Origin of the sequence: Vibrio sp. A8-1, from assembly GCF_013048685.1 — a bacterium.
In the GTDB taxonomy this organism is placed as follows: Bacteria; Pseudomonadota; Gammaproteobacteria; order Enterobacterales; family Vibrionaceae; genus Vibrio; species Vibrio metschnikovii.
Genome location: NZ_VHTC01000005.1, coordinates 38,019 through 62,619, shown reverse-complemented (window position 1 = coordinate 62,619; position 24,601 = coordinate 38,019). Strand labels below are relative to the sequence as shown.

Here is a 24,601-nt window from a genome sequence, read left to right as displayed (position 1 = left end):
GGTGGGTGTGAGTACTCGATCAGCAAGTTGATTATTATTGGCGCTGATTAAGACACATACACTTACTCGCGATGTTACCACTTCTTGTCGTTGGGCGATTAGAATCATGGAGGAACAATGAACGATATAACACCGGATCTGTGTGATAAGTACCCATCACAAGTTACGCTACTTAACCTACCACTACAAAATTTTGGCATGCGTAGTGCATTTTGGGGAGAGATAGTCACTGTACGTTGCTATCATGATAACTCAAAAGTCAAAGAGATTCTCAGTCAACCAGGTAAAGGTAAAGTTTTGGTTGTTGATGGTAATGGTTCTTGCCAAAAAGCCTTAATGGGCGATCAAGTTGCGATCATGGCAATTGAAAACGGTTGGGAAGGCGTGATCATTAATGGGGCCATCCGCGATGTTGTGGCGATGTCACAAATGGATTTAGGGATTAAAGCGTTAGGTACCTCGCCCTTTAAAACTGACAAGCGTGGCGCAGGAGAGGTCAATGTGACTCTAACTTTGCACAACCAAATGGTTCAACCTGGGGATTATCTGTATGCCGATTGGAATGGTATTTTACTCTCTGAGCAATCGCTAACGTTGGCTTAAAACCGAAAGCCGATACCGAACTCAATACCCTGTTGCCATTCTTGATAGTCAAGGGTGGCGTGTAAATCTAAGTTTTCCGATAGACGTAGGCGACTTGATAGCTCTGCTGAAAAGGCGTCATAGCGACGTTTTTGGTCATCGTATTTTGTCGATGAATAAAGGGTACTCTTAACCGAGATTCGCTCGTTAACTTTGTAACTCACACCGCTTAAAAAGCCATTACTAGCGCCATTGATTGAGGCGCTTGATGAGTTAATCCTCGCACCGACATAAAGATCAACGTTACGAAAGACATTGTAAGCGTAGCCACTATCAATTACCCAACTATCGAAAGTTTGGCTATTGGGGTCACTGTAGAGAAAAACGGTGTGCGCAGAGCGGGAGGGCTCAGAAGGTAAGGAGGGGAGCGTTACCGCGTGGGCGCTTAATGCTAGCCATAAGCCAGACAGTGCGATCAGTATGCGCATGGTATCCTCCTTGTTACCGAGCTTTGTTTCACGTTGAACACTATTTAAGCATAAAATTCCCCGCTTTGCAGAGAGAAATTATCTTGAATTTATCTTTATGATTAATGGATGGGTGATAAAGCTCGGTTTTGTTTATCTTTATTGAGCGAATGATTATTTAAAATGCATAGAATGTTAAACTTTTTATTGACTCTGCAACAAGAAATAAGGTAAACGTAGATAAACGCCCACAGAAAGTGATTTATCATCGTGATGACATTGTTCAGCCTAGTAATGACCACCACCATTATTACCACCGACACTACGCATGTTGGGGCGGGCTGCTGAGCGTAAAATTTCACAAGAAAAAGGCCTGTATCCCCACCGATACAGGCCTTTTTTTATACCTATTATTTTGACGAGTTTGGAGAAAGGGATGCGAGTATTAAAATTTGGAGGTTCATCATTAGCGGATGCTGAACGTCTATTGAGAGCGGCCGATATTATCGTTAACAATGCTCAACAAGAAGGCGTGGCCATTGTGCTTTCAGCACCGGGTAAAACCACCAATAAGCTAGTGGCGATTATCGATACGGCGTTACGTCATGGTGATGTTGAAAGGCAAGTGCTTGAACTGGAACAGTCATTCCAACGTTTGTTTAATGATATTCAAGCTCAGCTCCCCAAGATAGACGGCGCTGCTTATCATCGACAAGTAGATCAATCTATGACTCAACTGCGTCAGTTTGTGTATGGTATTCATCTGTTAGGCATGTGTCCTGATAATGTTAATGCACGGATCATCAGTAAAGGTGAGCGTATTTCTATACAGCTAATGAAAGCGGTCATCCAAGCCAAAGGTTTAGCGGTCAATTTAATTGATCCAGTTCAGTATCTCATCGCTAAAGGTGATTATTTGGAAGCCATGGTCGATGTTGAACTTTCGACACAAAATTTTTTACAGTCCCCATTACCCAAGCAACATGTCCATATCATGCCTGGTTTCACCGCTGGTAATAAAAAAGGTGAGCTGGTTTGTTTAGGGCGTAATGGATCGGATTATTCTGCGGCAGTATTGGCGGCGTGTTTACGCGCAGAATGTTGTGAAATCTGGACCGACGTTGATGGTGTGTATAACTGTGACCCTCGTTTGGTTGCTGATGCTCGCTTACTCAAGTCGCTTAGCTATCAAGAAGCAATGGAGTTGTCTTATTTTGGTGCTTCGGTGTTGCACCCCAAAACTATCGCCCCAATCGCTCAATTCCATATCCCATGTTTGATCAAAAACAGCTTTAATCCGCAAGGGGCGGGGACATTAATTGGTCAAGATACGGGTGAAGATCAACTGGCGATCAAAGGCATCACGACCTTGAATCATTTGACCATGGTTAACGTATCCGGACCGGGTATGAAGGGCATGGTTGGTATGGCGAGTCGTGTATTCGGTGCAATGTCTACTGCTGGGGTATCGATTGTCTTGATCACTCAGTCGTCTTCTGAATACAGCATTAGCTTTTGTATTGAAGCCCAAGATAAACGGTTAGCTCAACAAGCATTAGCCGAAGCATTTGAGTTGGAACTAAAAGAAGGCTTGTTGGAGCCGGTTGAGTTTATGAACGATTTGTCGATCATTACATTGGTTGGTGATGGCATGCGCACCTCACGTGGCGTGGCGGCACAATTTTTTGCTTCGTTAACCGAAGCACATGTCAACATTGTTGCCATTGCTCAAGGCTCTTCCGAACGAGCGATTTCTGCGGTGATCCCAGAAGATAAAGTCTCACCTGCCATTAAAGCGTGTCACGAAAATTTGTTTAACTCAAAACATTTCCTTGATGTGTTTGTGGTTGGCATCGGTGGTGTTGGCGGTGAACTGGTGGATCAAATTTATCGTCAACAAACCAAACTTGCTGCCAAAGGTATCGTGATCCGCGTCTGTGGTTTAGCGAATAGTAAAGGGTTATTACTCGATGCTGACGGCCTGCCATTAGAGCATTGGCGAGATAGAATGAGCGCCGCGACGGAGGCTTTCTCTTTAGCCAATTTAACCGCTCTGGTTCAACGCAATCATATTATTAATCCAGTATTAGTTGATTGTACGTCTAGCGAAGTGATTGCTAGCCAATATGCCGATTTTCTTGCCGCAGGCTTTCATGTGGTGACGCCTAATAAAAAAGCCAATACAGGTAGCATGGCTTACTATCAGCAATTACGTAATGTAGCTCGTCAGTCGCGCCGTAAATTAATGTATGAAACTACCGTCGGGGCTGGTCTACCGGTTATTGAAAATTTACAAAACTTGATTGCCGCAGGGGATGAACTTGAGCAATTTAACGGTATTTTATCCGGTTCTCTCTCGTTTATTTTTGGTAAATTGGATGAGGGACTGACTTTTAGTCAGGCGACGTTATTAGCCAAAGAGAAAGGCTTTACTGAGCCGGATCCCCGAGATGATTTGTCTGGGATTGATGTAGCGCGTAAGTTACTAATTTTGGCTCGTGAATCTGGTTTAGCGCTTGAACTGAATGATGTCGAGGTTGAGCCAGCTTTACCACCGGGTTTTGATGCTTCAGGCAGTGTTGAAGTGTTTATTGCTCGTTTACCCCAAGCTGACCACTATTTTGCACAGTTAGTTGATCAAGCGCGTCAGCAAGGCCGTGTACTTCGCTACGTAGCAGAAATTTGCGCTGGGCGTTGCCAAGTTCGTCTCGCGATGGTTGATGAAAACGACCCGATGTTTAAGGTCAAAGATGGTGAGAATGCACTGGCATTTTACAGCCGTTATTATCAGCCGATCCCGTTGGTACTTCGTGGCTATGGTGCTGGTACTGAGGTCACTGCTGCGGGTGTTTTTGCCGATGTGATGCGGACATTAGGCTGGAAGTTAGGGGTTTAAGCGATGAGTTCAAGTGATATGAGTGTAGTAGTTTACGCGCCAGCCTCGATTGGGAATGTGAGCGTCGGTTTTGATGTTCTGGGTGCCGCCGTCTCTCCGATTGATGGCAGTTTATTAGGCGACCGAGTGTGCGTTCAAGCGGGAAGCCTGCCTTTTGAACTCAAAACCGCGGGGCGCTTTGTCGATAAACTGCCTAGCGATCCTGAGCAAAATATTGTTTATGACTGTTGGACGGTATTTGTTCGTGAATTAACCATCAAGCAGATCGCCGTAAAGCCTCTCGTGATGACCCTAGAGAAAAACATGCCGATTGGATCTGGACTTGGTTCTAGCGCTTGTTCAATTGTTGCCGCGCTCGATGCCTTAAATCGCTTTCATGGCCAACCATTGAACGAGACTGAATTACTGGCATTAATGGGGGAAATGGAAGGAAAAATCTCCGGTGGCATTCATTATGATAATGTCGCACCATGCTACTTAGGTGGCTTGCAGTTGATGATTGAGGAGCAAGGCATAATCAGCCAACCTGTACCGGGTTTTGATCAGTGGTTTTGGGTCATGGCTTACCCTGGGATCAAAGTTTCAACCGCTGAAGCTCGGGCTATTTTACCCGCTCAATATCGTCGTCAAGATGTGATTGCTCATGGCCGTCATCTGGCTGGCTTTATTCATGCTTGCCATACTCAGCAACCGGAATTGGCTGCCACGATGATCAAAGATGTGATTGCTGAGCCATATCGTGAAAAACTGTTACCTGGTTTTAGCCAAGCCCGCGAGTATGCCAAATCTGCCGGGGCTCTGGTCACGGGGATCTCAGGTAGCGGGCCAACTTTATTTAGTATTTGTCAGCAGCAAGACGTTGCCGAGCGCGTTGCGAAGTGGCTTGAAAAAAATTATTTACAAAATGAACAAGGATTCGTGCATATTTGTCGTCTAGACAAGCAAGGATCACAAGTAACAGGAAGTCAATTATGAAGCTGTACAACATCAAAGAAAATGATCAACAAGTCTCTTTTTCCCAAGCCGTTCGCCAAGGCTTAGGTCGTAATCAGGGGCTCTTTTTCCCCGCACAACTACCGACATTTAGTGATATTGACGCGCTATTAGATGAAGATTTTATCTCGCGTAGCAGTAAGATTTTATCTGCGTTAATTGGTGATGAACTGGCCACGGAAAAAGTGACCGAGATGGTCAATCAGGCGTTTCAATTTCCCGCGCCGATTAAAGCGATCAACCAAGGTATTTATGCATTAGAGCTTTTTCATGGACCGACGCTAGCGTTTAAAGATTTTGGTGGCCGCTTCATGGCTCAATCTCTCGCGGCGGTCTCTGATGGCGGTAAAATTACTATTCTCACTGCGACATCCGGTGATACAGGAGCGGCTGTTGCCCATGCTTTTTATGGTATGCCTAACATTAATGTGGTGATTTTGTACCCGAAAGGAAAAATTAGTCCGTTACAAGAAAAGCTATTTTGTACCCTAGGCGGCAACATTCATACCATTGCGGTGAACGGTGACTTTGATGCTTGCCAAGCACTAGTCAAGCAAGCCTTTGATGATGCCGATCTGCGTCAGCAAATCGGCCTTAATTCAGCTAATTCGATTAATATTAGTCGCTTAATGGCGCAAATTTGTTATTACTTTGAAGCGGTTGCTCAGCTTAGTAAAGCGGAGCGAGAAAACTTAGTCATCAGTGTCCCTAGCGGCAATTTTGGTAACTTGACGGCTGGCTTATTTGCTAAAGCCATGGGGTTACCGGTCAAACGTTTTATCGCCGCAACTAATGCCAATGATACCGTGCCACGTTATCTTGAGACGGGAAAATGGGATCCGAAACCAACCGTCGCCACCACCGCCAATGCGATGGATGTGAGTCAGCCGAACAACTGGCCACGTATTGAAGAGCTATGTCGATTACAAAGCTGGGGTTTAGATACGTTAGGTAAAGGCTCAGTCTCGGATAATGAAAGCGCTCAAGCGGTACAAGAACTCAATGAGCTTGGCTATTTGTGTGAGCCACATGGCGCGATTGGTTATCGCCTCTTAACTCAGCAATTACAACCAGGTGAAACCGGGTTATTTTTATGTACCGCGCATCCTGCGAAGTTTAAAGAAGTGGTCGATGATATTTTAGGTAGCGATATTGATCTCCCTGCACCGCTTGCTAAACATGCCGTGATGACTTTGCTTTCTGAACAGCTTGATGCGGATTTTACGCAATTGAAAGCGCGCTTAGTGGCTTTGTAATATTGAGTTTACGCTTGAACTGCCATGCAAAGTCGTGTCGGAATAAATAGAAAACGGCGTCTATAGTCATAGACGCCGTTTTTATATTCAGGGTTATCATATCAAGATAACCACTTAACTCACGATTATAGTGATTCAGTAAAAGTACGTGCAATCACATCGCGTTGTTGTTCGGTCGTCAGTGAGTTAAAACGCACCGCATAACCAGAAACACGAATGGTTAATTGTGGGTATTTTTCTGGGTTAGCGACGGCATCTTCTAACGTTTCACGTTTTAGTACGTTAACGTTTAGGTGTTGACCACCTTCAATACGAGGAGTGGTTTCAACCGCTACTTCACGACTTTCATAATCGCCAAATTCGCTCAGCGCAACGACTTGGTCTGCTTCATAGCCTTTGACTGCCGCTACGCAGCGTGCTTGATTGGTTTGGCTATCGATCAGCCAGATAGAGTTAAGCAGGTCGTCATTGGCGGCTTTAGTGATTTGGATACCTTGGATCATTACTGTCTCCTTGCCCACTGAATGTGGCATTATTGGTGTTAATTTTCAATACGTGTTGAGCTGGGTATTATATAGCTTATATCCCCACTTTAAGTATTGATTTGGGTCAAAAAACATCAATGTTGCTTGTTTTTGAATCGGCTGTAGAATTGATCTCAATCAATAAGTCGATAATAAACAATGAGTTCATTTATTTTTTGAATGTTTAAAATAAATTTTAATCTTGTTTTCTTGTAAAATTACTACATTCTTAGGTGTGTTTTTAGCCTGTATTACGTAGCATCAGACAGTTATCTAACTAAAACTGAAAGTAAAAAAGTGACTCAATGACAAGTACGATAGAACCTTCAAAAACCAAATATTTTGGTGCTCATGTCTCTGCTGCTGGTGGTGTTGATCAAGCGCCGATCCGCGCTCACCAAATAGGAGCGAATGCTTTTGCCTTATTTACTAAAAATCAGCGCCAATGGGTGGCTAAGCCTTTAGATATCGAGACGATAAAAGCGTTTAAAGCCAATTGCGCACGACTAGGTTTTAACCATGACCACATTTTGCCGCATGATTCTTATTTGATTAATTTAGGCGCACCAGAGGCGGATAAGCTTGCCAAATCAAGAGCGGCGTTTATTGATGAGATGCAACGTTGCCGACAATTAGGATTATCGCTACTCAATTTTCATCCGGGTAGTCATTTGAAGCAAATCTCTGAAAGTGAATGCCTTCGTCATATTGCTCAATCGATAAACTTAGCTCATCAGGCCGTTCCTGACGTTGTTGCGGTGATTGAAAACACGGCCGGTCAGGGGAGCAATTTAGGTTGGCGTTTTGAGCAGCTTGCCGAAATCATCGAACAAGTGGATGATCAATCGAGAGTCGGCGTTTGCCTTGATACATGCCATACCTTTGCCGCGGGTTATGATTTACGAACTAAAGCCGATTGTGAGCAGACTTTCGCACTTTTTGATCAGATCGTTGGTATGCATTATTTGCGTGCTATGCATATTAATGATTCAAAATCCCCCTTGGGTAGTCGAGTCGATCGTCATCACTCATTAGGGCAAGGTGAGATTGGGTGGACATGCTTTGAGTATATCGCTCAAGATAGCCGATTTAATGGTATCCCTTTGATTTTAGAAACGATTGAACCTGATATCTGGGCACAAGAAATTCAAACACTACGGGATTATCATCACCAAGCGTTGTCGGTTTGATTAATCGAGTCCATCTGCCTATCTGCAATCGGAGGTCGTTTGAGTATACAATGGGCTGACTATTCATATTATAGGGCTTTTTTATGGGGCAATCATTGACTTGGCATGAGGTTATTGGTCATGAAAAACAGCAAGGCTATTTTAAAAATACGCTAGCCTTTGTTGAACAAGAAAGACGGTCTGGAAAAGTAATTTATCCTCCGGCAACAGAGGTTTTTAACGCTTTTCGTTTAACGGAATTTCATGATGTTAAGGTAGTGATTCTTGGTCAGGATCCTTACCATGGGCCAAACCAAGCTCATGGTCTTTGTTTTTCGGTGTTACCACAAGTTAAGACGCCGCCCTCATTAGTGAATATATACAAAGAGCTGGCACAAGATATCAGAGGGTTTAGCATCCCGAACCATGGCTACCTAAAAAGTTGGGCCGATCAAGGCGTTCTTCTACTCAATACGGTATTAACTGTCGAGCAGGGTAAGGCTCACTCTCATGCCAACAGTGGCTGGGAAACGTTTACTGATCGTGTCATTGAAGCATTAAATCAACACGGACAAGGGATTGTTTTTTTATTATGGGGAGCTCATGCACAAAAAAAAGGCAAGATGATCGATCGTCAGCGTCATCATGTTTTAGAGGCCCCGCATCCTTCCCCCCTCTCTGCCCATCGTGGATTTTTAGGCTGCAAACACTTCTCAATGACGAATCAATTACTTGAACAGCAAGGTAAGCAAGCTATCGATTGGCAACCGAAATTGGATGTCTGAAAGCGCGAGACCTTGAAGGGTTGGCTGTTTTTTGAGCTATACTGAACAATCAAACCAAAGAATACGATTGGTTTACGATCTGTCAGGGAGGCTTATCATGATGTTAGAAAGGATCCGTCGCGAACATGAGTACATGGCTCGTCTACTCACCATACTGCGCGAAAAGTTACAGTTGCTCAATACAGAGCAGCTGATCAACTATAGTCTGATTAAAGAAATTGTTGATTATTTAGGCTCTCATTCTCAATCAGTTCATCACCCGAAAGAGAATGTGCTTTATCACTACTATCAGCAGAACTACCCCACGACTCCGATGGTCGAAAACTTGGAGCAAGAACATGAGTTGCTGGCTGAGCAGACGCAAGCATTTTTGTTGATCGTAGAAATGATTTTGCAAGATGCTGTCGTGCCTCAAGATGTCTTTATCGAAAAATTGACCGATTTTATTGAACAGCAGCAGCGTCACCTAGAGTTAGAAGAGCAGTCGGTTTTTCCATTGATTGAAGATGCTTTTAGTATTTCAGATTGGCAGCAGGTTGAATCTATCTGGAGTGGCCACGAAGATGATCCTGTCTTTGGCGAAACCATCGCTGATCGATTCACCCAGTTGGCTCGGCGAGTCAGGAAAAGTGAGTCAGAGTGCATTTAGATAATAAGATGACCATCAATAATAAGGCGCACCGAATAGCTCAGTGCGCCTTATTACATAGTTACAGTTTTATGCTGTCGAGATCCAAGCAGACATCCATATCAAGTAGCTCTTTCTCTAAGCGTTTTTTATCCCGTATTGCTTCAATTTCTCTCCACATTCGTTTCACTGGTTTACTGCGGCTAGCGCGAATCTTGGTCATTTCCATGTCTAGTAGTTGATCAAAGTGCAAGTCATCCATAAGCAAGCCTCATTGTCATAAGCCATTCTCCCTCTCCACTGCATACCGCCATAGCTTCGCTGATGAGATACTCGTTCATTAAAGAGCACAACAGACGGCATCTATCGCAGGTATCCTGTGGGTTGGGTCTACATCGTAAACATCATGCTAGATATTCCCTTCCTACTTGAAGTTACAGCACTTAAGTTAAGATCTTACATCAACCAGCTTGTTTTATGATGTAAGTCCGCGCTGCATCTCATTGCGATTTGGGTATAGCATATGAAACTTAATCTTAGCCATGATTCATTTCTCATTTATGACTTTTTATCGATTGAACGGCTTTTTTTTCGTTGTTCTTTCACATTTTTGAACTTTTTTCTGTACAAAAAAGACGCAACCGATTCGCGCAAACGTTTTTATTGCCAGAAAAATCTTGTTAATAAAACGTTACATTCAACGCTAGAAATTGACTGCTTGATGATTTATTGCTCGCTTGGTTGTGTTTTATGACATTTTACTGACAAAAAATTCAGTCATGCACTGTGATAGCTAGATTCTCAGCCAATGAGATTAGGATTATGCAACATGAGGTTTGTGCGGTTTTTTTATTCTGTTTTGTTGGTATTTTGTTTGTTTTTTATTGGTTTATTTGGGGTTTAATGGTCGCGTTTGTGTTAATAAATGGTGACTTTATAGTAAAAAATAACATAAAGATGAGTTATGTTGCATATTGATTTTTGCTGATTGAGGTAGCATTATCCGCCCGTCAAAAAATTTACTGCATTATTTTAACGACCTAAAAAGTGTTGAATCACGCTTAATGGCTCCCGTAATACGAATTATTTTCTGGGATGCTCATTCACCTTTTCGTGCTGATCGGCTGGTCAACTCAACACACATTCTAAGAGAGGTTCTTGTGACAGACTTAATTAATTTAATGAACGACCTGCTTTGGGGATCGATTCTGGTTTATCTTTTAGTCGGGGTAGGGATTTACTTCACGGTCCGTTTAGGATTTATCCAGTTTCGTCATTTCGGTCATATGTTCAGTGTATTGAGAAACAGCCGAAAATCAGACCAATCTGGTATCTCTTCTTTCCAAGCCTTATGCACCAGCTTAGCGGCTCGTGTTGGTACCGGTAATATGGCCGGGGTTGCGGTCGCTTTGACATTAGGTGGTCCTGGTGCCATTTTTTGGATGTGGATGACGGCGATGCTTGGTATGGCGACGTCTTTCGCGGAAAGTACTCTAGCTCAGCTGTATAAAACCCGTGATAGAGATGGAAACTATCGTGGTGGTCCCGCTTATTACATGGAAAAAGGCTTAGGCATGCGTTGGATGGGCGTGCTGTTTTCTATCTTCCTTATCATCGCTTTCGGTTTAGTGTTCAATGCAGTGCAAGCCAATTCGATTTCCAGTGCGATGCACACCGCTTTTGGTTTTGATCCGCTTTATGTTGGCATCGCGATTGTTTTAATCTCTTCGTTTGTGATTTTTGGTGGGATTCGTAAGATTGCTCGTACTGCCGAGCTGATTGTACCGATCATGGCCTTGGCCTATATTTTGATTGCTATGGTCGTGGTGATCCTAAACATCGAAAAGTTACCGTCAGTACTAAGCTTAGTGTTTAGAAGCGCGTTTGGTTTAGAGCAAGCGGCGGCGGGTGGCTTAGGCTATGCGATTGCTCAAGCAATGATTCATGGTGTTAAACGCGGGCTATTTTCGAACGAAGCGGGCATGGGCTCGGCACCTAACGCGGCAGCTTCTGCCACGCCTTATCCTCCGCATCCAGCCTCACAAGGATACGTACAGATGCTTGGGGTTTTCGTTGATACGATAGTCATCTGTTCGGCGACCGTTGCGATCATTCTTATGTCTGGAGAGTATGTTCCTCACGGTGAAATTACCGGTATTGAGCTTACCCAGCGTGCACTGAGTTCACAAGTTGGTGATTGGGGAAGTATTTTTATTGCCTTAGCGATTTTCTTCTTCGCCTTTACCTCCATTATTGCCAATTACTCTTATGCTGAAACCAACCTGATTTTCCTTGAGCATAATAATAAAAAAGGCTTGGTGGTTTTTCGAATGATCGTGCTGGGCATGGTGATGTTCGGTTCGCTTGCAACATTACCTACCGTTTGGTCGATGGCTGATGTTACGATGGGCTTGATGGCGATTGTCAACTTAATTGCGATTTTGCTGCTCTCAGGAACGGTGGTTAAATTGGCGAAAGACTACAACCGTCAACTGAAAGCCGGTAAGTTACCAACCTTTGATGCCAACGATTACCCAGAGCTAAAATCTCAGTTAGAAGATGGTATTTGGGACAGCAAAAGCAAATAATCGCCGAGGATGACCTGTTATGAGGGTTCATCTTTGCTGGTAGCCAGTTAAGCCTATTGTTAGGCTCAATGGATAAGATAGAAAAAGCCATGCAGACAATGTGTGGCTTTTTTTGTTAATCTAACGGCTCAACTCTCTAAGTAAAACGATATTAGGATAGAACAATGCTGATTGTGGTTTCTCCTGCTAAAACTCTGGATTATGAATCGCCTTTACCAAGTCAAGAGCACACTCAACCGGAACTGATCGAGCACTCCAAGCTGCTGATTGACGTCTGTCGTCAATTAACTCCCGACGATATTTCAGCATTAATGAAAGTCAGTGATACGATTGCTGGATTAAACGTCGCTCGTTTTGCACAGTGGAGTGAGCAGTTTAGCTTAGACAACGCCCGCCAAGCGATTTTCGCTTTTAAAGGTGATGTATATACCGGTCTTGATGCGCAAAGCTTATCTGAAGAGAGTTTGCGTTTTGCTCAGCAGCATCTACGGATGTTATCAGGCTTATATGGTTTACTTAAGCCGCTCGATTTAATGCAGCCTTATCGTTTAGAAATGGGCACCAAATTAGCCAATCCTCGTGGTAGTAATTTGTATCAATTTTGGGGTTCTATCATTACTGAAAAGCTCAATCAGGCGATTGAGGTACAAGGCGATAATGTGCTGATCAATTTGGCCTCGAACGAATATTTTAAAGCGGTGAAAATCAATCAGCTTGATGCACAAGTGATCACGCCAATTTTTAAAGACGCCAAAAACGGACAATATAAAGTGATCAGTTTTTATGCTAAAAAAGCTCGCGGCATGATGGCGCGTTATATTATTGATAATCAAGTCACCTCGGTTGAAGAGCTGACCCATTTCACTACCGCTGGCTATTACTTTGTTCCTCAAGAGTCGAGCCCTACCGAGCTGGTCTTTAAGCGTGAAGAGCAATAACGCCACGATGATGTTGTGGAATAATAGATGGCATTAACCACAGACTCTGGAGAGGGAAAAACTATGTGGCAATGGCTAAAACAGACACTGGCTCGCTACGATGCATGGTGTCAACAGATGGGGTTAACGCCCGAACAAAAGCGCAGTTGTGTGGCTTATCGAGCGGATCCTGCGCGTCATACTGAGCGTGATGGTTCACCCGATTCGCGCGCTTAAGGTATGGTACTGTGCAATTATTTGATACCCACAGTCACTTGGACTTACCTGTTTTTGAACCGACATTAGCCAGCGACTTAGCTCAAGCTAAAATGCAAGGCGTTGAGCGTTTTCTCATTCCATCGACAAGTCCGGAGAGCTGGGCGAGAATTGAGCAGTTAGTGTCACGCGACTCAGATTGTCTTTTCTATGCGCTTGGCATTCACCCTCATTTTATTCCTTTATCAACTCCTGCCCAATTATTACAACAATTAGAGCATAAGCTTTCGGTTGCTCAGCACGCCTGTGTGGCGATTGGCGAATGTGGTTTGGATGCGCTGATTGATCAACCCGCAGAGCGTCAAGAAGCACTCCTGATTGGACAGCTTTCCATCGCTCAAGCTTTTCAGAAGCCAGTCATTCTTCATAGTCGTAAAACCCATCAGCGGCTCATACAGATGATAAAGCAGATGAAATTTACCCAAGGTGGTGTTTTACACGCGTTTTCAGGCAGTAGGCAAGAGGCGAAGCAGTTTATTGATTTAGGGTTTAAATTAGGTGTAGGCGGTGTGATTACTTATCCAAGAGCCAATAAAACGCGTCAAGCTATTGCTTCGGTATCGATTGAAGACTTAGTGCTTGAAACCGATGCACCGGATATGCCGCTATTGGGCTATCAAGGTCAAGCTAATTGTCCTTTACGACTGCCTTTGGTGCTGCGGGAGTTGGCCAGGTTACATCAAACAGAGCCTGAGCAGATTGCGCCCATTATTTGGCAAACCAGCCATAGGTTGTTTGGTCTTTCTACCGCCGATGAGCGTGATGAGAGTAACAAATAAGTTTATCAATAGTGACTCGTGTCACATAAGTGTGTGAATGGATTATTAATCTTATAAGAAAGTGTGAGGAAAGCATTATTTTATTGTGGTTGAGATAAGTATAATCGCTTCGCTTTTGAGCTCTATTTTGCCACACGCCAACACCTAATTAACTTCTAACTTATAAGGAAGCCATAAACTATGAGCCTGTTTATGAGCCTAATCGGAATGGTTGTATTACTGGGAATCGCAGTATTACTCTCATCAAACCGTAAAGCTATCAATATCAGAACCGTGGGTGGTGCTTTTGCTATCCAATTTTCCCTTGGCGCATTCATTTTGTATGTACCATGGGGTCAAGAACTCCTTCGTGGTCTCTCTGACGCAGTGTCGAATGTTATCAACTATGGTAATAACGGTACTGAGTTTATGTTTGGTGGCCTAGTTTCTGGTAAAATGTTTGAAGTATTTGGTGGCGGAGGCTTCATCTTTGCTTTTCGCGTACTACCAACACTTATTTTCTTCTCTGCATTAATCTCAGTTCTGTATTACCTCGGCGTTATGCAATGGGTTATCCGAATTTTAGGTGGTGCGTTACAGAAAGCATTAGGCACTTCTCGCGCAGAATCAATGTCAGCGGCTGCGAACATTTTCGTTGGTCAAACCGAAGCACCACTTGTGGTTCGTCCGTTTGTACCTAAGATGACGCAATCTGAACTGTTTGCGGTGATGTGTGGTGGTCTAGCTTCTATTGCTGGTGGTGTTCTAGCGGGTTACGCATCAATGGGCGTGCCAATTGAATACTTAGTTGCGGCATCATTCATGGCGGCACCAGGTGGTCTACTGTTTGCTAAAATCATCATGCCTGAAACCGATAAACCGGTTGATCAAATCGAAGGTATCGAAGCGGCTGAAGCTGATAAACCAGCTAACGTGATTGATGCGGCGGCAGGCGGTGCTTCAGCTGGTCTGCAACTAGCACTAAACGTTGGTGCGATGTTAATTGCTTTCATCGGTTTGATCGCTCTTATCAACGGTATGCTTGGTGGTATCGGTGGTTGGTTCGGTATGCCAGAGCTGACACTAGAGATGATTCTAGGTCTTGTTTTTGCTCCTCTTGCATTCCTATTGGGTGTGCCATGGGCGGAAGCGACTATCGCTGGTGAGTTTATCGGTCTAAAAACCGTTGCTAACGAATTCGTAGCTTACTCTCAATTTGCACCGTACCTAAGTGATGCAGCACCAGTTGTACTGACTGAGAAAACCAAAGCGATCATCTCCTTTGCATTGTGTGGTTTTGCTAACTTATCTTCAATTGCGATTTTGTTGGGTGGTTTAGGTAGCTTGGCTCCTTCACGCCGTGGTGATATCGCTCGTATGGGTATCAAGGCTGTGGTTGCTGGTACGCTATCTAACTTGATGGCAGCAACCATTGCTGGCCTATTCCTTTCTTTCTAATTTAGTAAAGAAAACGATATAGACGCCATTTAACACAACCCCGTAGCAAGAGATTGCTGCGGGGTTTTTCTGTTTTGTTGACCAAGAAAACACAGTTCCTTGTCTTTCACACGATAAGGTTCGCTAAGACAGTTTAATAAATGAATTGTCCATGATGGATGATAACGATTATTTTGAGATACAAACCGTTTGCTCTGAGTGTTGTGCTAGGGTTTTGTTGCGAAGAGTTATACTGTAGATCACAGCTTATTCGCCTTTATATGCCCCCAATATTGTGACAATAAAACGAGTGATGGATTCACGGTTTTTATTATCGAACAAGGGTGAAGCAGAGCATCAGAGCGATCGATTGTAATGGAAGCTTGTGGCATAACCATCAACTTCCAACAAGTGGTTGCTTGAGCAATATTGTGTACCGCAATCACAGACGGTTATGCCATAAAGCTTATTGGCATTGTGCGGTGACAGGGATAGCAATTGGTGCAAAACACCGAGTCTTCAAGGAACCAAGTCCGTTCATTTTGTGACTATGTCGAGTGACGTCTTACTCACTAGTCAATGAATTGAATATATTGATCGGAGATAGAAATGAGCGATTTAAAAGCCGCAGCGCTACGCGCACTGAAATTGATGGATTTAACCACATTAAATGATGACGATACGGACGCCAAAGTGATCCAGCTCTGTCATGATGCAAAAAGCCCAGTAGGTAATACGGCGGCGATCTGTATCTACCCACGTTTTATTCCTATTGCTAAGAAGACCCTTCGTGAGCAAGGTACTCCAGAGATTCGCATTGCCACAGTCACCAATTTTCCACACGGTAATGATGATATTGACATCGCGGTGGCTGAAACCAAAGCCGCGGTTGCTTATGGTGCTGATGAGGTTGACGTCGTATTCCCATACCGAGCTTTGATTGCTGGCAATGAACAAGTCGGTTTTGAACTGGTTAAGCAGTGCAAACAAGCTTGCGGTGATATTTTACTGAAAGTCATCATCGAGACGGGTGAGTTAAAACAAGAAGCCTTAATCAAGAAAGCTTCACAAATCAGTATCGAAGCGGGTGCGGATTTTATCAAAACCTCAACCGGTAAAGTGCCTGTCAATGCGACACCTGAGTATGCGCGCATGATGCTTGAAGTGATCCGTGATTTAGGCGTTGCGAAACAGGTAGGTTTTAAACCTGCCGGTGGTGTACGTACCGCAGAAGATGCCGCGCAATATTTAGCCATGGCAGATGACATTCTTGGCCAAGGTTGGGCTGATAGCCGCCATTATCGCTTCGGCGCTTCGAGTCTGTTAACTAACTTATTAAATACGTTAGAGGTGACCGATCAACAAGCCGATCCTAGCGCTTATTAATCATTAACGAGCAAGTAAGTAGTGCTAAGCATTACTTACTTTGTTTTTCCCTCGATAATTTCAGCATCTGCAAAGTGCTAAGCAGAAGACTTCATACAGCGAAGTGTGAGTCCAATTAACAATGGTGCTAACCATTAAGACATGCGATTTTAAAGAGGGCCTGAAAGATTAGCAAAAGCATCTAGGAGGCTTATATGTCTACATCTAATGTATTCTTACCACAAGAAATTATTCGTAGAAAACGCGATGGTGAAGTTTTAACGCGCGATGAAATTTATTTTTTCATCCAAGGTGTGGCTGATAATAGCGTTTCAGAAGGGCAAATTGCTGCCTTTGCGATGGCCATTTATTTTCAAGAAATGACCATGCCAGAGCGTATAGCACTGACTTGTGCGATGCGTGACTCGGGAATGGTTATCGACTGGGCGCACATGAATTTTGATGGCCCGATCGTGGATAAACACTCTACCGGTGGCGTTGGCGATGTGACGTCATTAATGCTCGGCCCTATGGTGGCCGCTTGTGGTGGCTACGTTCCTATGATCTCTGGGCGAGGCTTGGGGCACACCGGCGGTACGCTAGATAAGCTAGAAGCGATCCCCGGCTACAACATTATGCCCAGTAATGAGCTGTTTGGTGAGGTGACCAAACACGCTGGCGTCGCGATCATTGGTCAAACCGGCAATTTAGCACCAGCGGATAAACGGGTATATGCGACCCGTGATATCACCGCCACGGTGGACAATATCTCGTTGATTACTGCATCGATTTTATCGAAAAAGCTCGCAGCAGGTCTAGATGCCTTAGTGATGGACGTCAAAGTCGGTTCAGGTGCGTTTATGCCAACCTATCAAGCGTCTGAAGAGTTAGCGAAATCGATTGTTGCGGTGGCGAACGGTGCTGGCACCAATACTACGGCTATTTTAACCGATATGAATCAAGTATTGGCTTCATCGGCAGGTAATGCTCTCGAGGTTCGTGAAGCGGTTCGTTTCTTAACCGGTGAATATCGCAACCCGCGTTTATTAGAAGTGACCATGGCCTCGTGCATCGAGATGTTATTGTTAGCCAAATTAGCCAAAGATCCTCAAGAAGCGCGCACTAAATTACAAACCGTGCTCGATAACGGTCAAGCGGCAGAGCGGTTTGGTAAAATGGTCGCAGGACTGGGTGGCCCTAATGACTTTGTTGAACACTACGACCGTTATTTAGAAAAAGCCGAGGTGGTAAACCCCGTTTATGCGCAGCAAGCCGGCGTAGTTTCTGCCATGGACACGCGCGCGATTGGTATGGCGGTCGTCAGTATGGGCGGCGGACGCCGAGTGGCGACCGATACGATTGACTATGCGGTCGGCTTTGATCAATTCATTCGTTTAGGTGAAATAGCTGATAGCAATAAACCACTGGCGGTGATTCATGCCCGCAATGAAGAACAGTGGGAGATTGCTGCGAAAGCACTTCAACAAGCCGTTAAGATTGGCGGCAATTATCAAGAAACTCCGGAAATCTATCGTCAAATTCGACCTGAAGATGTGTAACTCCGGTGAGGAAAAGTAATGAAAAGAGCATTTGTTTTAGTATTAGATTCATTTGGTATTGGCGCCGCTCCAGACGCTGAAAAGTTTGGTGATGTTGGCGCTGATACTTTAGGCCACATTGCACAGCAGTGCCAACAAGGTAAAGCGGATAATGCGGATCGCCAAGGGCCTTTACGTTTGCCTAATCTTTCTAAGTTAGGCTTAGCAATGGCGCACAAAGAAGCCACAGGACAATTTGCGCCAGGCTTAGATCAAAACGCAGATATTATTGGCGCTTACGGACACGCTGCTGAACTTTCTTCTGGTAAAGATACCCCATCGGGACACTGGGAAATTGCTGGTGTACCAGTGCTATTTGAATGGGGCTATTTCAGTGACAAAGAAAACAGTTTTCCTACTGAGCTAACCGACCGCATTTTAAAGCGTGCCGGTTTGGATGGTTTCCTTGGCAATTGTCATGCCTCTGGTACTCAAGTGCTTGATGATTTGGGTGAAGAGCATATGGCGACAGGTAAGCCAATTTTCTACACGTCAGCGGATTCAGTGTTTCAGATTGCCTGTCATGAAGAGACTTTCGGCTTAGACCGCCTGCTTGAACTGTGTCAGATTGCTCGTGAAGAGTTAGAAGATTATAACATTGGTCGAGTGATCGCCCGTCCATTTATCGGTCCTGGTAAAGGACAATTTGCTCGTACTGGTAACCGCCGTGATTTATCTTTAGAGCCACCTGCAACTACCGTATTGCAAAAACTGCTTGAAGAGCGACAAGGTGAAGTGGTTTCGATTGGTAAGATAGCTGATATTTATGCTAACTGTGGGATCAGTAAAAAAGTGAAAGCCAACGGCATTCCTGCCTTGTTTGATGCGACATTAGATCAAATTGAACAAGCGGGTGATAACACGATAGTCTTCACTAACTTTGTTGATTTTGACTCTGCTTACGGTCACCGCCGAGATGTCGCCGGTTACGCGGCAGCATTAGAGTATTTTGATCAGCGTCTGCCTGAAATTCTAGAGCAGATGCAAGAGCAAGATGTACTGATTTTAACCGCTGACCATGGCTGCGATCCTACTTGGCATGGCACCGATCATACACGCGAATTCATTCCAGTGATCGTTTATGGTCAAAAAGTAGCGCCGGGTAGCCTTGGCCGCCGTGAAACCTTTGCTGATATTGGTCAGAGTTTAGCGAGTTATTTTGCGACCTCACCAATGGATTACGGAAAATCATTTTTGTAACATCACCTGCAGTGCTGGAATAGAAGACTGTATTTTATGATTGGTCTTGCTATTAGCAAGGCTAAGCCTATTGTTCAATTGTGTTGCTCGACTGACTGAGCAACACAATCACCAAGATGAAGAGGAAAAGACATGGCAACTCCACATATTAATGCTCAACTGGGTGATTTCGCTGACGTTGTATTGATGCCAGGTGATCCACTGCGCGCTAAATACATCGCAGAGACTTTTTTAGATGATGTCGTACAGGTATGTGATGTGCGTAACATGTTCGGCTACACAGGCAGCTATAAGGGTCGTAAAGTTTCAGTGATGGGCCACGGTATGGGTATTCCCTCATGCTCGATTTATGTGACTGAACTCATCAAAGATTACGGTGTGAAAAAGATCATTCGTGTCGGTAGCTGTGGCGCTGTGAATGAAGAGATAAAATTACGCGATGTTGTGATTGGTATGGGCGCTTGCACGGATTCAAAAGTGAATCGTATCCGCTTTAAAGATCATGATTTTGCTGCGATTGCTGATTATAAAATGGTTAAAGCAGCAGAAGAAGCGGCGAAAGCTCGTGGTGTTGATGTGAAAGTCGGTAACCTGTTCTCGGCTGAACTATTTTACACTCCAGATCCAAGCATGTTCGATGTGATGGATAAATATGGCATCCTTGGCGTTGAGATGGAAGCGGCTGGTATCTATGGCGTTGCCGCTGAATACGGCGCAAAAGCACTGGCTATCTGCACGGTTTCTGATCATATTAAAACCGGTGAGCAAACCACCTCTGAAGAGCGTCAAAATACCTTTAATGAAATGATTGAAATTGCGTTAGATTCCATTTTAATTGGTGATCAAGCCGGGTATTAATTAATCTTGATTTTGACGCCCGTTATACCGCTTCGATAGAGACAGTTAAACGTTATATTCTGCGTCATTTGTCCCGATGAGTTAAGTCTATCTTTACTCATCGGGATCTTCGCGCTTTGGTGATTGTGATCGTTTAATCGCTAAACGTGCTTAAGCAGCACATTTTCTACTTTCTGCTCTTTCGGTCTAAATTGACGACGCAACAAGAGAGTGATCAAAACCCCACCAGTAAAGCTCATCAATAACATTAAATACATGTATCGATCGCTTTTTCGATAGTGATGATCAGAAATTGCCGTTACTCGGCCCGTTTCAAACGTTAAGCGGACAAAACCAATAACGCTGCCATCATACAAGACCGGCTCAACCAGTTGTTGACGGCCAATACTGGCCGTTTGTAGTGGTGTATCTAGCCCTAATATCTCTCGAACACTGAGCGCTCCGTCACTTGCGGCTAGCTTAACGCCTTCAGCATCATAGATTGTCGCATCAAACACTAAACGTTCTTGAGCAAGTTGATTGGTGAGTGCCAGTAATCGCTCTTGATCTTGTTCTGCGAGCATGCTGCTGGCCGACAAGGAGGCTTGATTGATTAACACTTTCGTTAAGGTTTCTAATTGATTGGCTTGAATGCGCTCATTGCCTTTACTGATCACAACGCTATTTTGAATCGTGAACACCGACATGCCCATCAATAGCACAACGGTTAAGCTGCGCACGACGACACGAAATGAAAACAGTGAGCTATCCATAGACAGTAAACCTAAAAAATGACATTTCGCTCATATTGAGACTTGCGTTTTTAAATTGCAATAGGGTAACGTCAGGGAATCATAGTTAAGGAAGCGAAACATGGATGCTGTAAAACCCCTCTCAATTAGAAAACATACGACGCTGCTGAATCGCTACCCAGAAACGCGGGAGAGTAGCGCTCTTGATAAGGCCCACGCTAATTGGATTATTTTTGCTCAGCCACTGACTCCTGCTCATTTTATGGATATTGAGCAATGGAGTGGTCAAGGATTAGTGATAGTCGATACATGGAAAGTCGGCAATTATGATGTCGCTTTAATGGCGGGAGAGCTCGACGCTGCGCTAGAACCTATTCTACAACAATTACACTTGGATTATGCTCGAATCGACGAAGTGCCTGATCTGTCTAAACCCGGCTTGATCGTCTTGGATATGGACTCCACAGCGATTCAAATTGAGTGTATTGATGAAATTGCCAAATTAGCGGGTGTGGGTGAGGAGGTCGCTCAGGTAACGGAGCGAGCCATGCAAGGTGAACTGGATTTCGAGCAGAGTTTACGTCAGCGAGTTGCGAAGCTCAAAGGCGCAGATGCGGCAATCCTTGAAAAGGTACGCAACGATTTACCCTTGATGCCTGAATTGCCGGAGTTACTCACCACCCTACAAGCGATGGGCTGGAAAACCGCGATAGCCTCCGGTGGCTTTACCTATTTTTCGGATCACCTGCAACAGTTGTTATCGTTAGATTATGCGCAGTCCAATCAATTAGAAATCATCAATAATCAACTGAGTGGCAAAGTGAAGGGCGAGATTGTAGGAGCGCAAACTAAAGCAGAGATTGTTTTAAAACTTGCTCAGCAGTTTGAGATTGAATTGCATAATACCGTTGCAGTAGGAGATGGGGCGAATGACTTAGTGATGATGGAGGTGGCTGGACTCGGGATTGCCTATCATGCGAAACCAAAAGTAGAGGCGAAAGCACAAACGGCGGTACGTTTTGCAAGCTTAGGTGGTGTATTGTGTATTCTTTCGGCGGGTCTGATTAGACAGCAAAAGATCAGTTGGAAAAGTCAGCCTTAAGTCCAGAGTGGGAATCTATTTTTACTATGAGTGATGGATTCCCACTCACGCTTTGCTGAGAGAGCAGGCGTTCTGACTTAGTCCGTGAGTTCCAGTCGAGTGATCACCTCTTGCGTGATATCGGTTAATTCGCAATAACCGACAATCGCACTGAGTTCTTTTTCTAAGGCTTTGGCATCGTTTAAGCTAACTAATAGTAATTGATTGAGATCTTCGCGCAGTAAGGTGGTCATCGGTTCAAATACCGGCGAACCAGAAATACGCAATGCATAAAACTCGCCCGTTTCTCTTGCTCTACGAATAAATTGAATGCGTTCTTTAATACTACTAAATTCACTTTTCAAACAAGATTCTACCGACTGAATACGGTCAGCAAACTTGACCACTGCAATATAGATTTCATGATGCTGAGGTTCGGCACCATCAATCCGTCTCATCGGGGAAGCGAGTAGAGTATTGGTGTGGTTTTTAAAGATAGGTTCAAGGGAAAAACAACCATCTTGTCCGAGTTTAGCCAATAACATGAGGTGAGCGGGTAGTGGAAAATTAACGCCAATCACTCGTGGTCGCAAATTTGCGCCAGGTTTATCAACGAAAATCGGTGAACAAACCATTTTGTCTAACAACAGATCATGCAAGCCCTCTAAGAGAGAGGGGCTCGGTAACTGCTCTTTTTGCGGTAACAATTTGTCTTGATTATGCTCGATAAGAGAATTAAAAAACGCAATGCTTTTGATGGTTGCGGATGTCTCTTCAATCTTTAATTGTAAACGTCGCCCTTCAGGACTAATCCGAACCACTTGATAAGGTAGGACATCCAAGGGTAACTTTTCATCGTAGCGTTTTAGTTCAGTAAAATTCACCTGCAGTTTATCACCAGCTTTGAGTGCCACTGGAGCATTAAGAATCAGATTTAATCCACGTTTAGAGAGGTCAACACTCAAGCCTTCCCCTAATACTTGCTGTTGATCTTTTAGCTGTAAGGGTGTTCGAAAGCGGTAGCGAAGTTCTTTACGTCGAGAGCAAGCATCAAAATACACTCCTAACGGTTGACCGATCACTTGGCGGCTATGACGAAAAGGATTCAACTCACTGCCAGGTAGAGGGGGTTTTGCTACCAATAGATAATCTTGTGCTGAACTGATATCGGCAATTTCTTGTAAAATCCCACAATGCGTTAGCTGACTGGAGTGCTCTAATAATTCTTCGGAATGGTTGGCTAGCTCGGCTCGCTCTTCGGCTGACAATTCAAAAACCGATAAACGGAACGCTTTCCAACTGTCTTTTTTTGCGCCAATATGCCAGAACAGTTTTCGTTGCTCTGCTGAGGCTTCGGGCATGAACATCGAGAAAAACAACGTTTTATCCTGATACTCATGTTTAAACGAGTACAGTACGTTACTGCAATTTTTTACGCCCGGTTGTGTGAGCAGCCCCATCCGTTCTGCATTAAATAAGCTGCCCAAACTTTGCTGATTTCGTTCATCATGCCAGTATTGCCAAATAGGACGATTGTTTTCCGTCAGCAGTACCAATTTCAGTTGGTTGCCACTAAAAAACAGCGGTAAATGGCCTGTGTGTTTGAGATAGACGTGCTCATAGCCACGGGTGCGAGCGCGAATGATTTTATCTTGGTTATCGTGACGGTTTTTCTTAATATTACTAGCTAGTGACTCGGCAATCACGTTATCGATTAATGTCGTCTCAGTAATACGTAATGCCCGCAAGTATTTCACCGCATTGTTTTCATAGGAATCATCAATAGCCAGTATGCGGTATTCAATCGGTTGATTTAAGCCAGGAATATCGAGCGATTTTTCCAGTTCAGTGAATTGTGCTTTAAACGTTTGTCCAGATTTATAGTTAAATGCCGCGGGTACTTTAAATTTTGCGCCAGAAGGCGAGAGATCCAGTGTTACTGCATGAATGGCTTGATTATTAAGAGTGATCAAGACTTGGCTATTTAGGCTGAGGCGATTTTCTTTGCGTTTTAAATCATAGCCCAGTTTAATGATCTCAGCTTGGAAGCTTTTTGATGCTTTATTAGTGGCTTGATCGGTTTTGGTATTATCCCGTTGGCTGATTCGCGCTTTGCAAACCGTTTCCCAAACCCCTTCAGTATAACCAGAAAACTTTTTTACCCCTTTTTGGTAATCATTTAATGCAATATCATCTAACCAGTGTTTAAAACCGTCGATTTCATATTCTCGACACTCAGTATCAACTCGGCTGCGTAAATCAATGGTTTTTTTACACGGCGCCATCAGTCGATTGAGTTCCATTTTTATCAATAGTTTAGCAGAGGCAGGCTGCCCATCCGTGATCTGAGAGAGGATGAACTCAAAGTCCGGAGAGCGATAGACCGGAATGAGTTTTTCAGTGAAAGAGAGAATGTCAGATTGCTGCATACTTTTCTGTTAAAGTTAGGTTCTTGAATGATATCGGCATCATGCAGTTAATCTTTAACGATA

Annotated in this window: 22 protein-coding genes and 1 other annotated feature; of the genes, 17 read left to right on the top strand and 5 right to left on the bottom strand. The window is 44.1% G+C overall.

Features of this window, described 5'->3' with window-relative positions:
* The first annotated feature begins 117 nt into the window (after nucleotides 1-117).
* On the top strand, nucleotides 118-603 hold the full coding sequence (locus FKN93_RS03990; protein ID WP_040904670.1) for a putative 4-hydroxy-4-methyl-2-oxoglutarate aldolase: 486 nt from the start codon (nucleotides 118-120) through the stop codon (nucleotides 601-603).
* Here FKN93_RS03990 and FKN93_RS03985 read toward each other — a convergent pair.
* Entirely contained in the window at nucleotides 600-1,070 is a 471-nt protein-coding gene (locus FKN93_RS03985) for a hypothetical protein (RefSeq protein WP_154169079.1), read from the bottom strand. The genes FKN93_RS03990 and FKN93_RS03985 overlap by 4 nt on opposite strands.
* A gap of 261 nt (nucleotides 1,071-1,331) precedes the next feature.
* Nucleotides 1,332-1,453 (top strand) — a sequence feature (Thr leader region).
* Between the two features lie 32 nt (nucleotides 1,454-1,485).
* Between FKN93_RS03985 and thrA the strand changes: the two genes are divergently transcribed.
* The 3 genes from thrA to thrC are packed head-to-tail and all read left to right on the top strand — an operon-like array spanning nucleotide 1,486 to nucleotide 6,194.
* Nucleotides 1,486-3,945, top strand: a complete 2,460-nt coding sequence (thrA, locus tag FKN93_RS03980) for a bifunctional aspartate kinase/homoserine dehydrogenase I (RefSeq protein ID WP_170904547.1) — start codon at nucleotides 1,486-1,488, stop codon at nucleotides 3,943-3,945.
* 18 nt (nucleotides 3,946-3,963) lie between these two features.
* Entirely contained in the window at nucleotides 3,964-4,920 is a 957-nt protein-coding gene (gene thrB, locus FKN93_RS03975) for a homoserine kinase (RefSeq protein WP_154169075.1), read from the top strand.
* Complete coding sequence (gene thrC / locus FKN93_RS03970; protein ID WP_170904546.1) at nucleotides 4,917-6,194, top strand: threonine synthase; 1,278 nt, start codon at nucleotides 4,917-4,919, stop codon at nucleotides 6,192-6,194. Before thrB ends, thrC begins: the two co-directional genes overlap by 4 nt.
* A gap of 125 nt (nucleotides 6,195-6,319) precedes the next feature.
* Here the strand turns inward: thrC and grcA are convergent, their stop codons facing one another.
* Nucleotides 6,320-6,697: an autonomous glycyl radical cofactor GrcA gene (grcA, locus tag FKN93_RS03965; RefSeq protein ID WP_004395921.1), complete on the bottom strand. Its 378-nt coding sequence runs from the start codon at nucleotides 6,695-6,697 to the stop codon at nucleotides 6,320-6,322.
* A 326-nt stretch (nucleotides 6,698-7,023) separates the two neighbouring features.
* Between grcA and nfo the strand changes: the two genes are divergently transcribed.
* The 3 genes from nfo to FKN93_RS03950 all read left to right on the top strand — a co-directional run bounded on the left by nfo (nucleotide 7,024) and on the right by FKN93_RS03950 (nucleotide 9,321).
* The gene (gene nfo / locus FKN93_RS03960) at nucleotides 7,024-7,908 is read left to right on the top strand and encodes a deoxyribonuclease IV (RefSeq protein WP_158144238.1); all 885 of its coding nucleotides are present in this window, start codon (nucleotides 7,024-7,026) and stop codon (nucleotides 7,906-7,908) included.
* An 83-nt stretch (nucleotides 7,909-7,991) separates the two neighbouring features.
* On the top strand, nucleotides 7,992-8,672 hold the full coding sequence (gene ung, locus FKN93_RS03955) for a uracil-DNA glycosylase (protein ID WP_170904545.1): 681 nt from the start codon (nucleotides 7,992-7,994) through the stop codon (nucleotides 8,670-8,672).
* A 97-nt stretch (nucleotides 8,673-8,769) separates the two neighbouring features.
* Complete coding sequence (locus FKN93_RS03950; protein ID WP_004395918.1) at nucleotides 8,770-9,321, top strand: hemerythrin domain-containing protein; 552 nt, start codon at nucleotides 8,770-8,772, stop codon at nucleotides 9,319-9,321.
* A gap of 61 nt (nucleotides 9,322-9,382) precedes the next feature.
* Here FKN93_RS03950 and FKN93_RS03945 read toward each other — a convergent pair whose 3' ends face one another.
* Nucleotides 9,383-9,562: a DUF3545 family protein gene (locus FKN93_RS03945; RefSeq protein WP_004395917.1), complete on the bottom strand. Its 180-nt coding sequence runs from the start codon at nucleotides 9,560-9,562 to the stop codon at nucleotides 9,383-9,385.
* 898 nt (nucleotides 9,563-10,460) lie between these two features.
* Here FKN93_RS03945 and FKN93_RS03940 point away from each other — a divergent pair.
* The 9 genes from FKN93_RS03940 to deoD all read left to right on the top strand — a co-directional run bounded on the left by FKN93_RS03940 (nucleotide 10,461) and on the right by deoD (nucleotide 20,297).
* The gene (locus FKN93_RS03940; protein ID WP_040904666.1) at nucleotides 10,461-11,888 is read left to right on the top strand and encodes a sodium:alanine symporter family protein; all 1,428 of its coding nucleotides are present in this window, start codon (nucleotides 10,461-10,463) and stop codon (nucleotides 11,886-11,888) included.
* A gap of 164 nt (nucleotides 11,889-12,052) precedes the next feature.
* The gene (yaaA, locus tag FKN93_RS03935) at nucleotides 12,053-12,826 is read left to right on the top strand and encodes a peroxide stress protein YaaA (RefSeq protein WP_170904544.1); all 774 of its coding nucleotides are present in this window, start codon (nucleotides 12,053-12,055) and stop codon (nucleotides 12,824-12,826) included.
* 27 nt (nucleotides 12,827-12,853) lie between these two features.
* Nucleotides 12,854-13,042 (top strand): hypothetical protein, encoded by a 189-nt coding sequence (locus tag FKN93_RS03930; RefSeq protein WP_170904518.1) that lies wholly within the window; start codon nucleotides 12,854-12,856, stop codon nucleotides 13,040-13,042.
* 11 nt (nucleotides 13,043-13,053) lie between these two features.
* Nucleotides 13,054-13,860, top strand: coding sequence for a TatD family hydrolase (locus tag FKN93_RS03925; protein ID WP_170904543.1), 807 nt, complete (start codon nucleotides 13,054-13,056; stop codon nucleotides 13,858-13,860).
* 180 nt (nucleotides 13,861-14,040) lie between these two features.
* On the top strand, nucleotides 14,041-15,297 hold the full coding sequence (locus FKN93_RS03920; protein ID WP_004395912.1) for a NupC/NupG family nucleoside CNT transporter: 1,257 nt from the start codon (nucleotides 14,041-14,043) through the stop codon (nucleotides 15,295-15,297).
* A gap of 588 nt (nucleotides 15,298-15,885) precedes the next feature.
* A complete protein-coding gene (gene deoC, locus FKN93_RS03915; RefSeq protein ID WP_004395911.1) occupies nucleotides 15,886-16,662 on the top strand; it encodes a deoxyribose-phosphate aldolase in 777 nt (258 codons plus the stop codon).
* Nucleotides 16,663-16,856: 194 nt separating this feature from the next.
* Nucleotides 16,857-18,200, top strand: coding sequence for a thymidine phosphorylase (deoA, locus tag FKN93_RS03910; protein WP_170904542.1), 1,344 nt, complete (start codon nucleotides 16,857-16,859; stop codon nucleotides 18,198-18,200).
* Nucleotides 18,201-18,218: 18 nt separating this feature from the next.
* Nucleotides 18,219-19,439: a phosphopentomutase gene (locus FKN93_RS03905; RefSeq protein ID WP_170904541.1), complete on the top strand. Its 1,221-nt coding sequence runs from the start codon at nucleotides 18,219-18,221 to the stop codon at nucleotides 19,437-19,439.
* 132 nt (nucleotides 19,440-19,571) lie between these two features.
* Entirely contained in the window at nucleotides 19,572-20,297 is a 726-nt protein-coding gene (gene deoD, locus FKN93_RS03900) for a purine-nucleoside phosphorylase (RefSeq protein WP_004395908.1), read from the top strand.
* A gap of 140 nt (nucleotides 20,298-20,437) precedes the next feature.
* Here the strand turns inward: deoD and FKN93_RS03895 are convergent, their stop codons facing one another.
* On the bottom strand, nucleotides 20,438-21,049 hold the full coding sequence (locus tag FKN93_RS03895) for a YtjB family periplasmic protein (protein WP_004395907.1): 612 nt from the start codon (nucleotides 21,047-21,049) through the stop codon (nucleotides 20,438-20,440).
* Nucleotides 21,050-21,149: 100 nt separating this feature from the next.
* Here FKN93_RS03895 and serB point away from each other — a divergent pair, with 100 nt between their 5' ends.
* Nucleotides 21,150-22,130 carry a phosphoserine phosphatase gene (serB, locus tag FKN93_RS03890; protein WP_170904540.1) on the top strand — a complete coding sequence of 327 codons (981 nt, stop codon included), beginning with the start codon at nucleotides 21,150-21,152 and terminating at the stop codon, nucleotides 22,128-22,130.
* Between the two features lie 77 nt (nucleotides 22,131-22,207).
* Here serB and FKN93_RS03885 read toward each other — a convergent pair whose 3' ends face one another.
* A complete protein-coding gene (locus tag FKN93_RS03885) occupies nucleotides 22,208-24,538 on the bottom strand; it encodes a PilZ domain-containing protein (protein WP_170904539.1) in 2,331 nt (776 codons plus the stop codon).
* Nucleotides 24,539-24,601 lie beyond the last annotated feature (63 nt).

Bases quoted from the DNA above. Each gene is read 5' to 3' on its own strand.
- FKN93_RS03985 (WP_154169079.1), bottom strand. From the start codon at position 1,070: ATGCGCATACTGATCGCACTGTCTGGCTTATGGCTAGCATTAAGCGCC.
- deoD (WP_004395908.1), top strand. From the start codon at position 19,572: ATGGCAACTCCACATATTAATGCTCAACTGGGTGATTTCGCTGACGTT.
- ung (WP_170904545.1), top strand. From the start codon at position 7,992: ATGGGGCAATCATTGACTTGGCATGAGGTTATTGGTCATGAAAAACAG.
- FKN93_RS03950 (WP_004395918.1), top strand. From the start codon at position 8,770: ATGATGTTAGAAAGGATCCGTCGCGAACATGAGTACATGGCTCGTCTA.
- grcA (WP_004395921.1), bottom strand. From the start codon at position 6,697: ATGATCCAAGGTATCCAAATCACTAAAGCCGCCAATGACGACCTGCTT.
- serB (WP_170904540.1), top strand. From the start codon at position 21,150: ATGGATGCTGTAAAACCCCTCTCAATTAGAAAACATACGACGCTGCTG.
- FKN93_RS03885 (WP_170904539.1), bottom strand. From the start codon at position 24,538: ATGCAGCAATCTGACATTCTCTCTTTCACTGAAAAACTCATTCCGGTC.
- yaaA (WP_170904544.1), top strand. From the start codon at position 12,053: ATGCTGATTGTGGTTTCTCCTGCTAAAACTCTGGATTATGAATCGCCT.
- FKN93_RS03920 (WP_004395912.1), top strand. From the start codon at position 14,041: ATGAGCCTGTTTATGAGCCTAATCGGAATGGTTGTATTACTGGGAATC.
- thrB (WP_154169075.1), top strand. From the start codon at position 3,964: ATGAGTGTAGTAGTTTACGCGCCAGCCTCGATTGGGAATGTGAGCGTC.
- FKN93_RS03895 (WP_004395907.1), bottom strand. From the start codon at position 21,049: ATGGATAGCTCACTGTTTTCATTTCGTGTCGTCGTGCGCAGCTTAACC.
- FKN93_RS03945 (WP_004395917.1), bottom strand. From the start codon at position 9,562: ATGGATGACTTGCACTTTGATCAACTACTAGACATGGAAATGACCAAG.
- FKN93_RS03930 (WP_170904518.1), top strand. From the start codon at position 12,854: ATGGCATTAACCACAGACTCTGGAGAGGGAAAAACTATGTGGCAATGG.
- FKN93_RS03990 (WP_040904670.1), top strand. From the start codon at position 118: ATGAACGATATAACACCGGATCTGTGTGATAAGTACCCATCACAAGTT.
- thrA (WP_170904547.1), top strand. From the start codon at position 1,486: ATGCGAGTATTAAAATTTGGAGGTTCATCATTAGCGGATGCTGAACGT.
- deoC (WP_004395911.1), top strand. From the start codon at position 15,886: ATGAGCGATTTAAAAGCCGCAGCGCTACGCGCACTGAAATTGATGGAT.
- thrC (WP_170904546.1), top strand. From the start codon at position 4,917: ATGAAGCTGTACAACATCAAAGAAAATGATCAACAAGTCTCTTTTTCC.
- deoA (WP_170904542.1), top strand. From the start codon at position 16,857: ATGTCTACATCTAATGTATTCTTACCACAAGAAATTATTCGTAGAAAA.
- nfo (WP_158144238.1), top strand. From the start codon at position 7,024: ATGACAAGTACGATAGAACCTTCAAAAACCAAATATTTTGGTGCTCAT.
- FKN93_RS03905 (WP_170904541.1), top strand. From the start codon at position 18,219: ATGAAAAGAGCATTTGTTTTAGTATTAGATTCATTTGGTATTGGCGCC.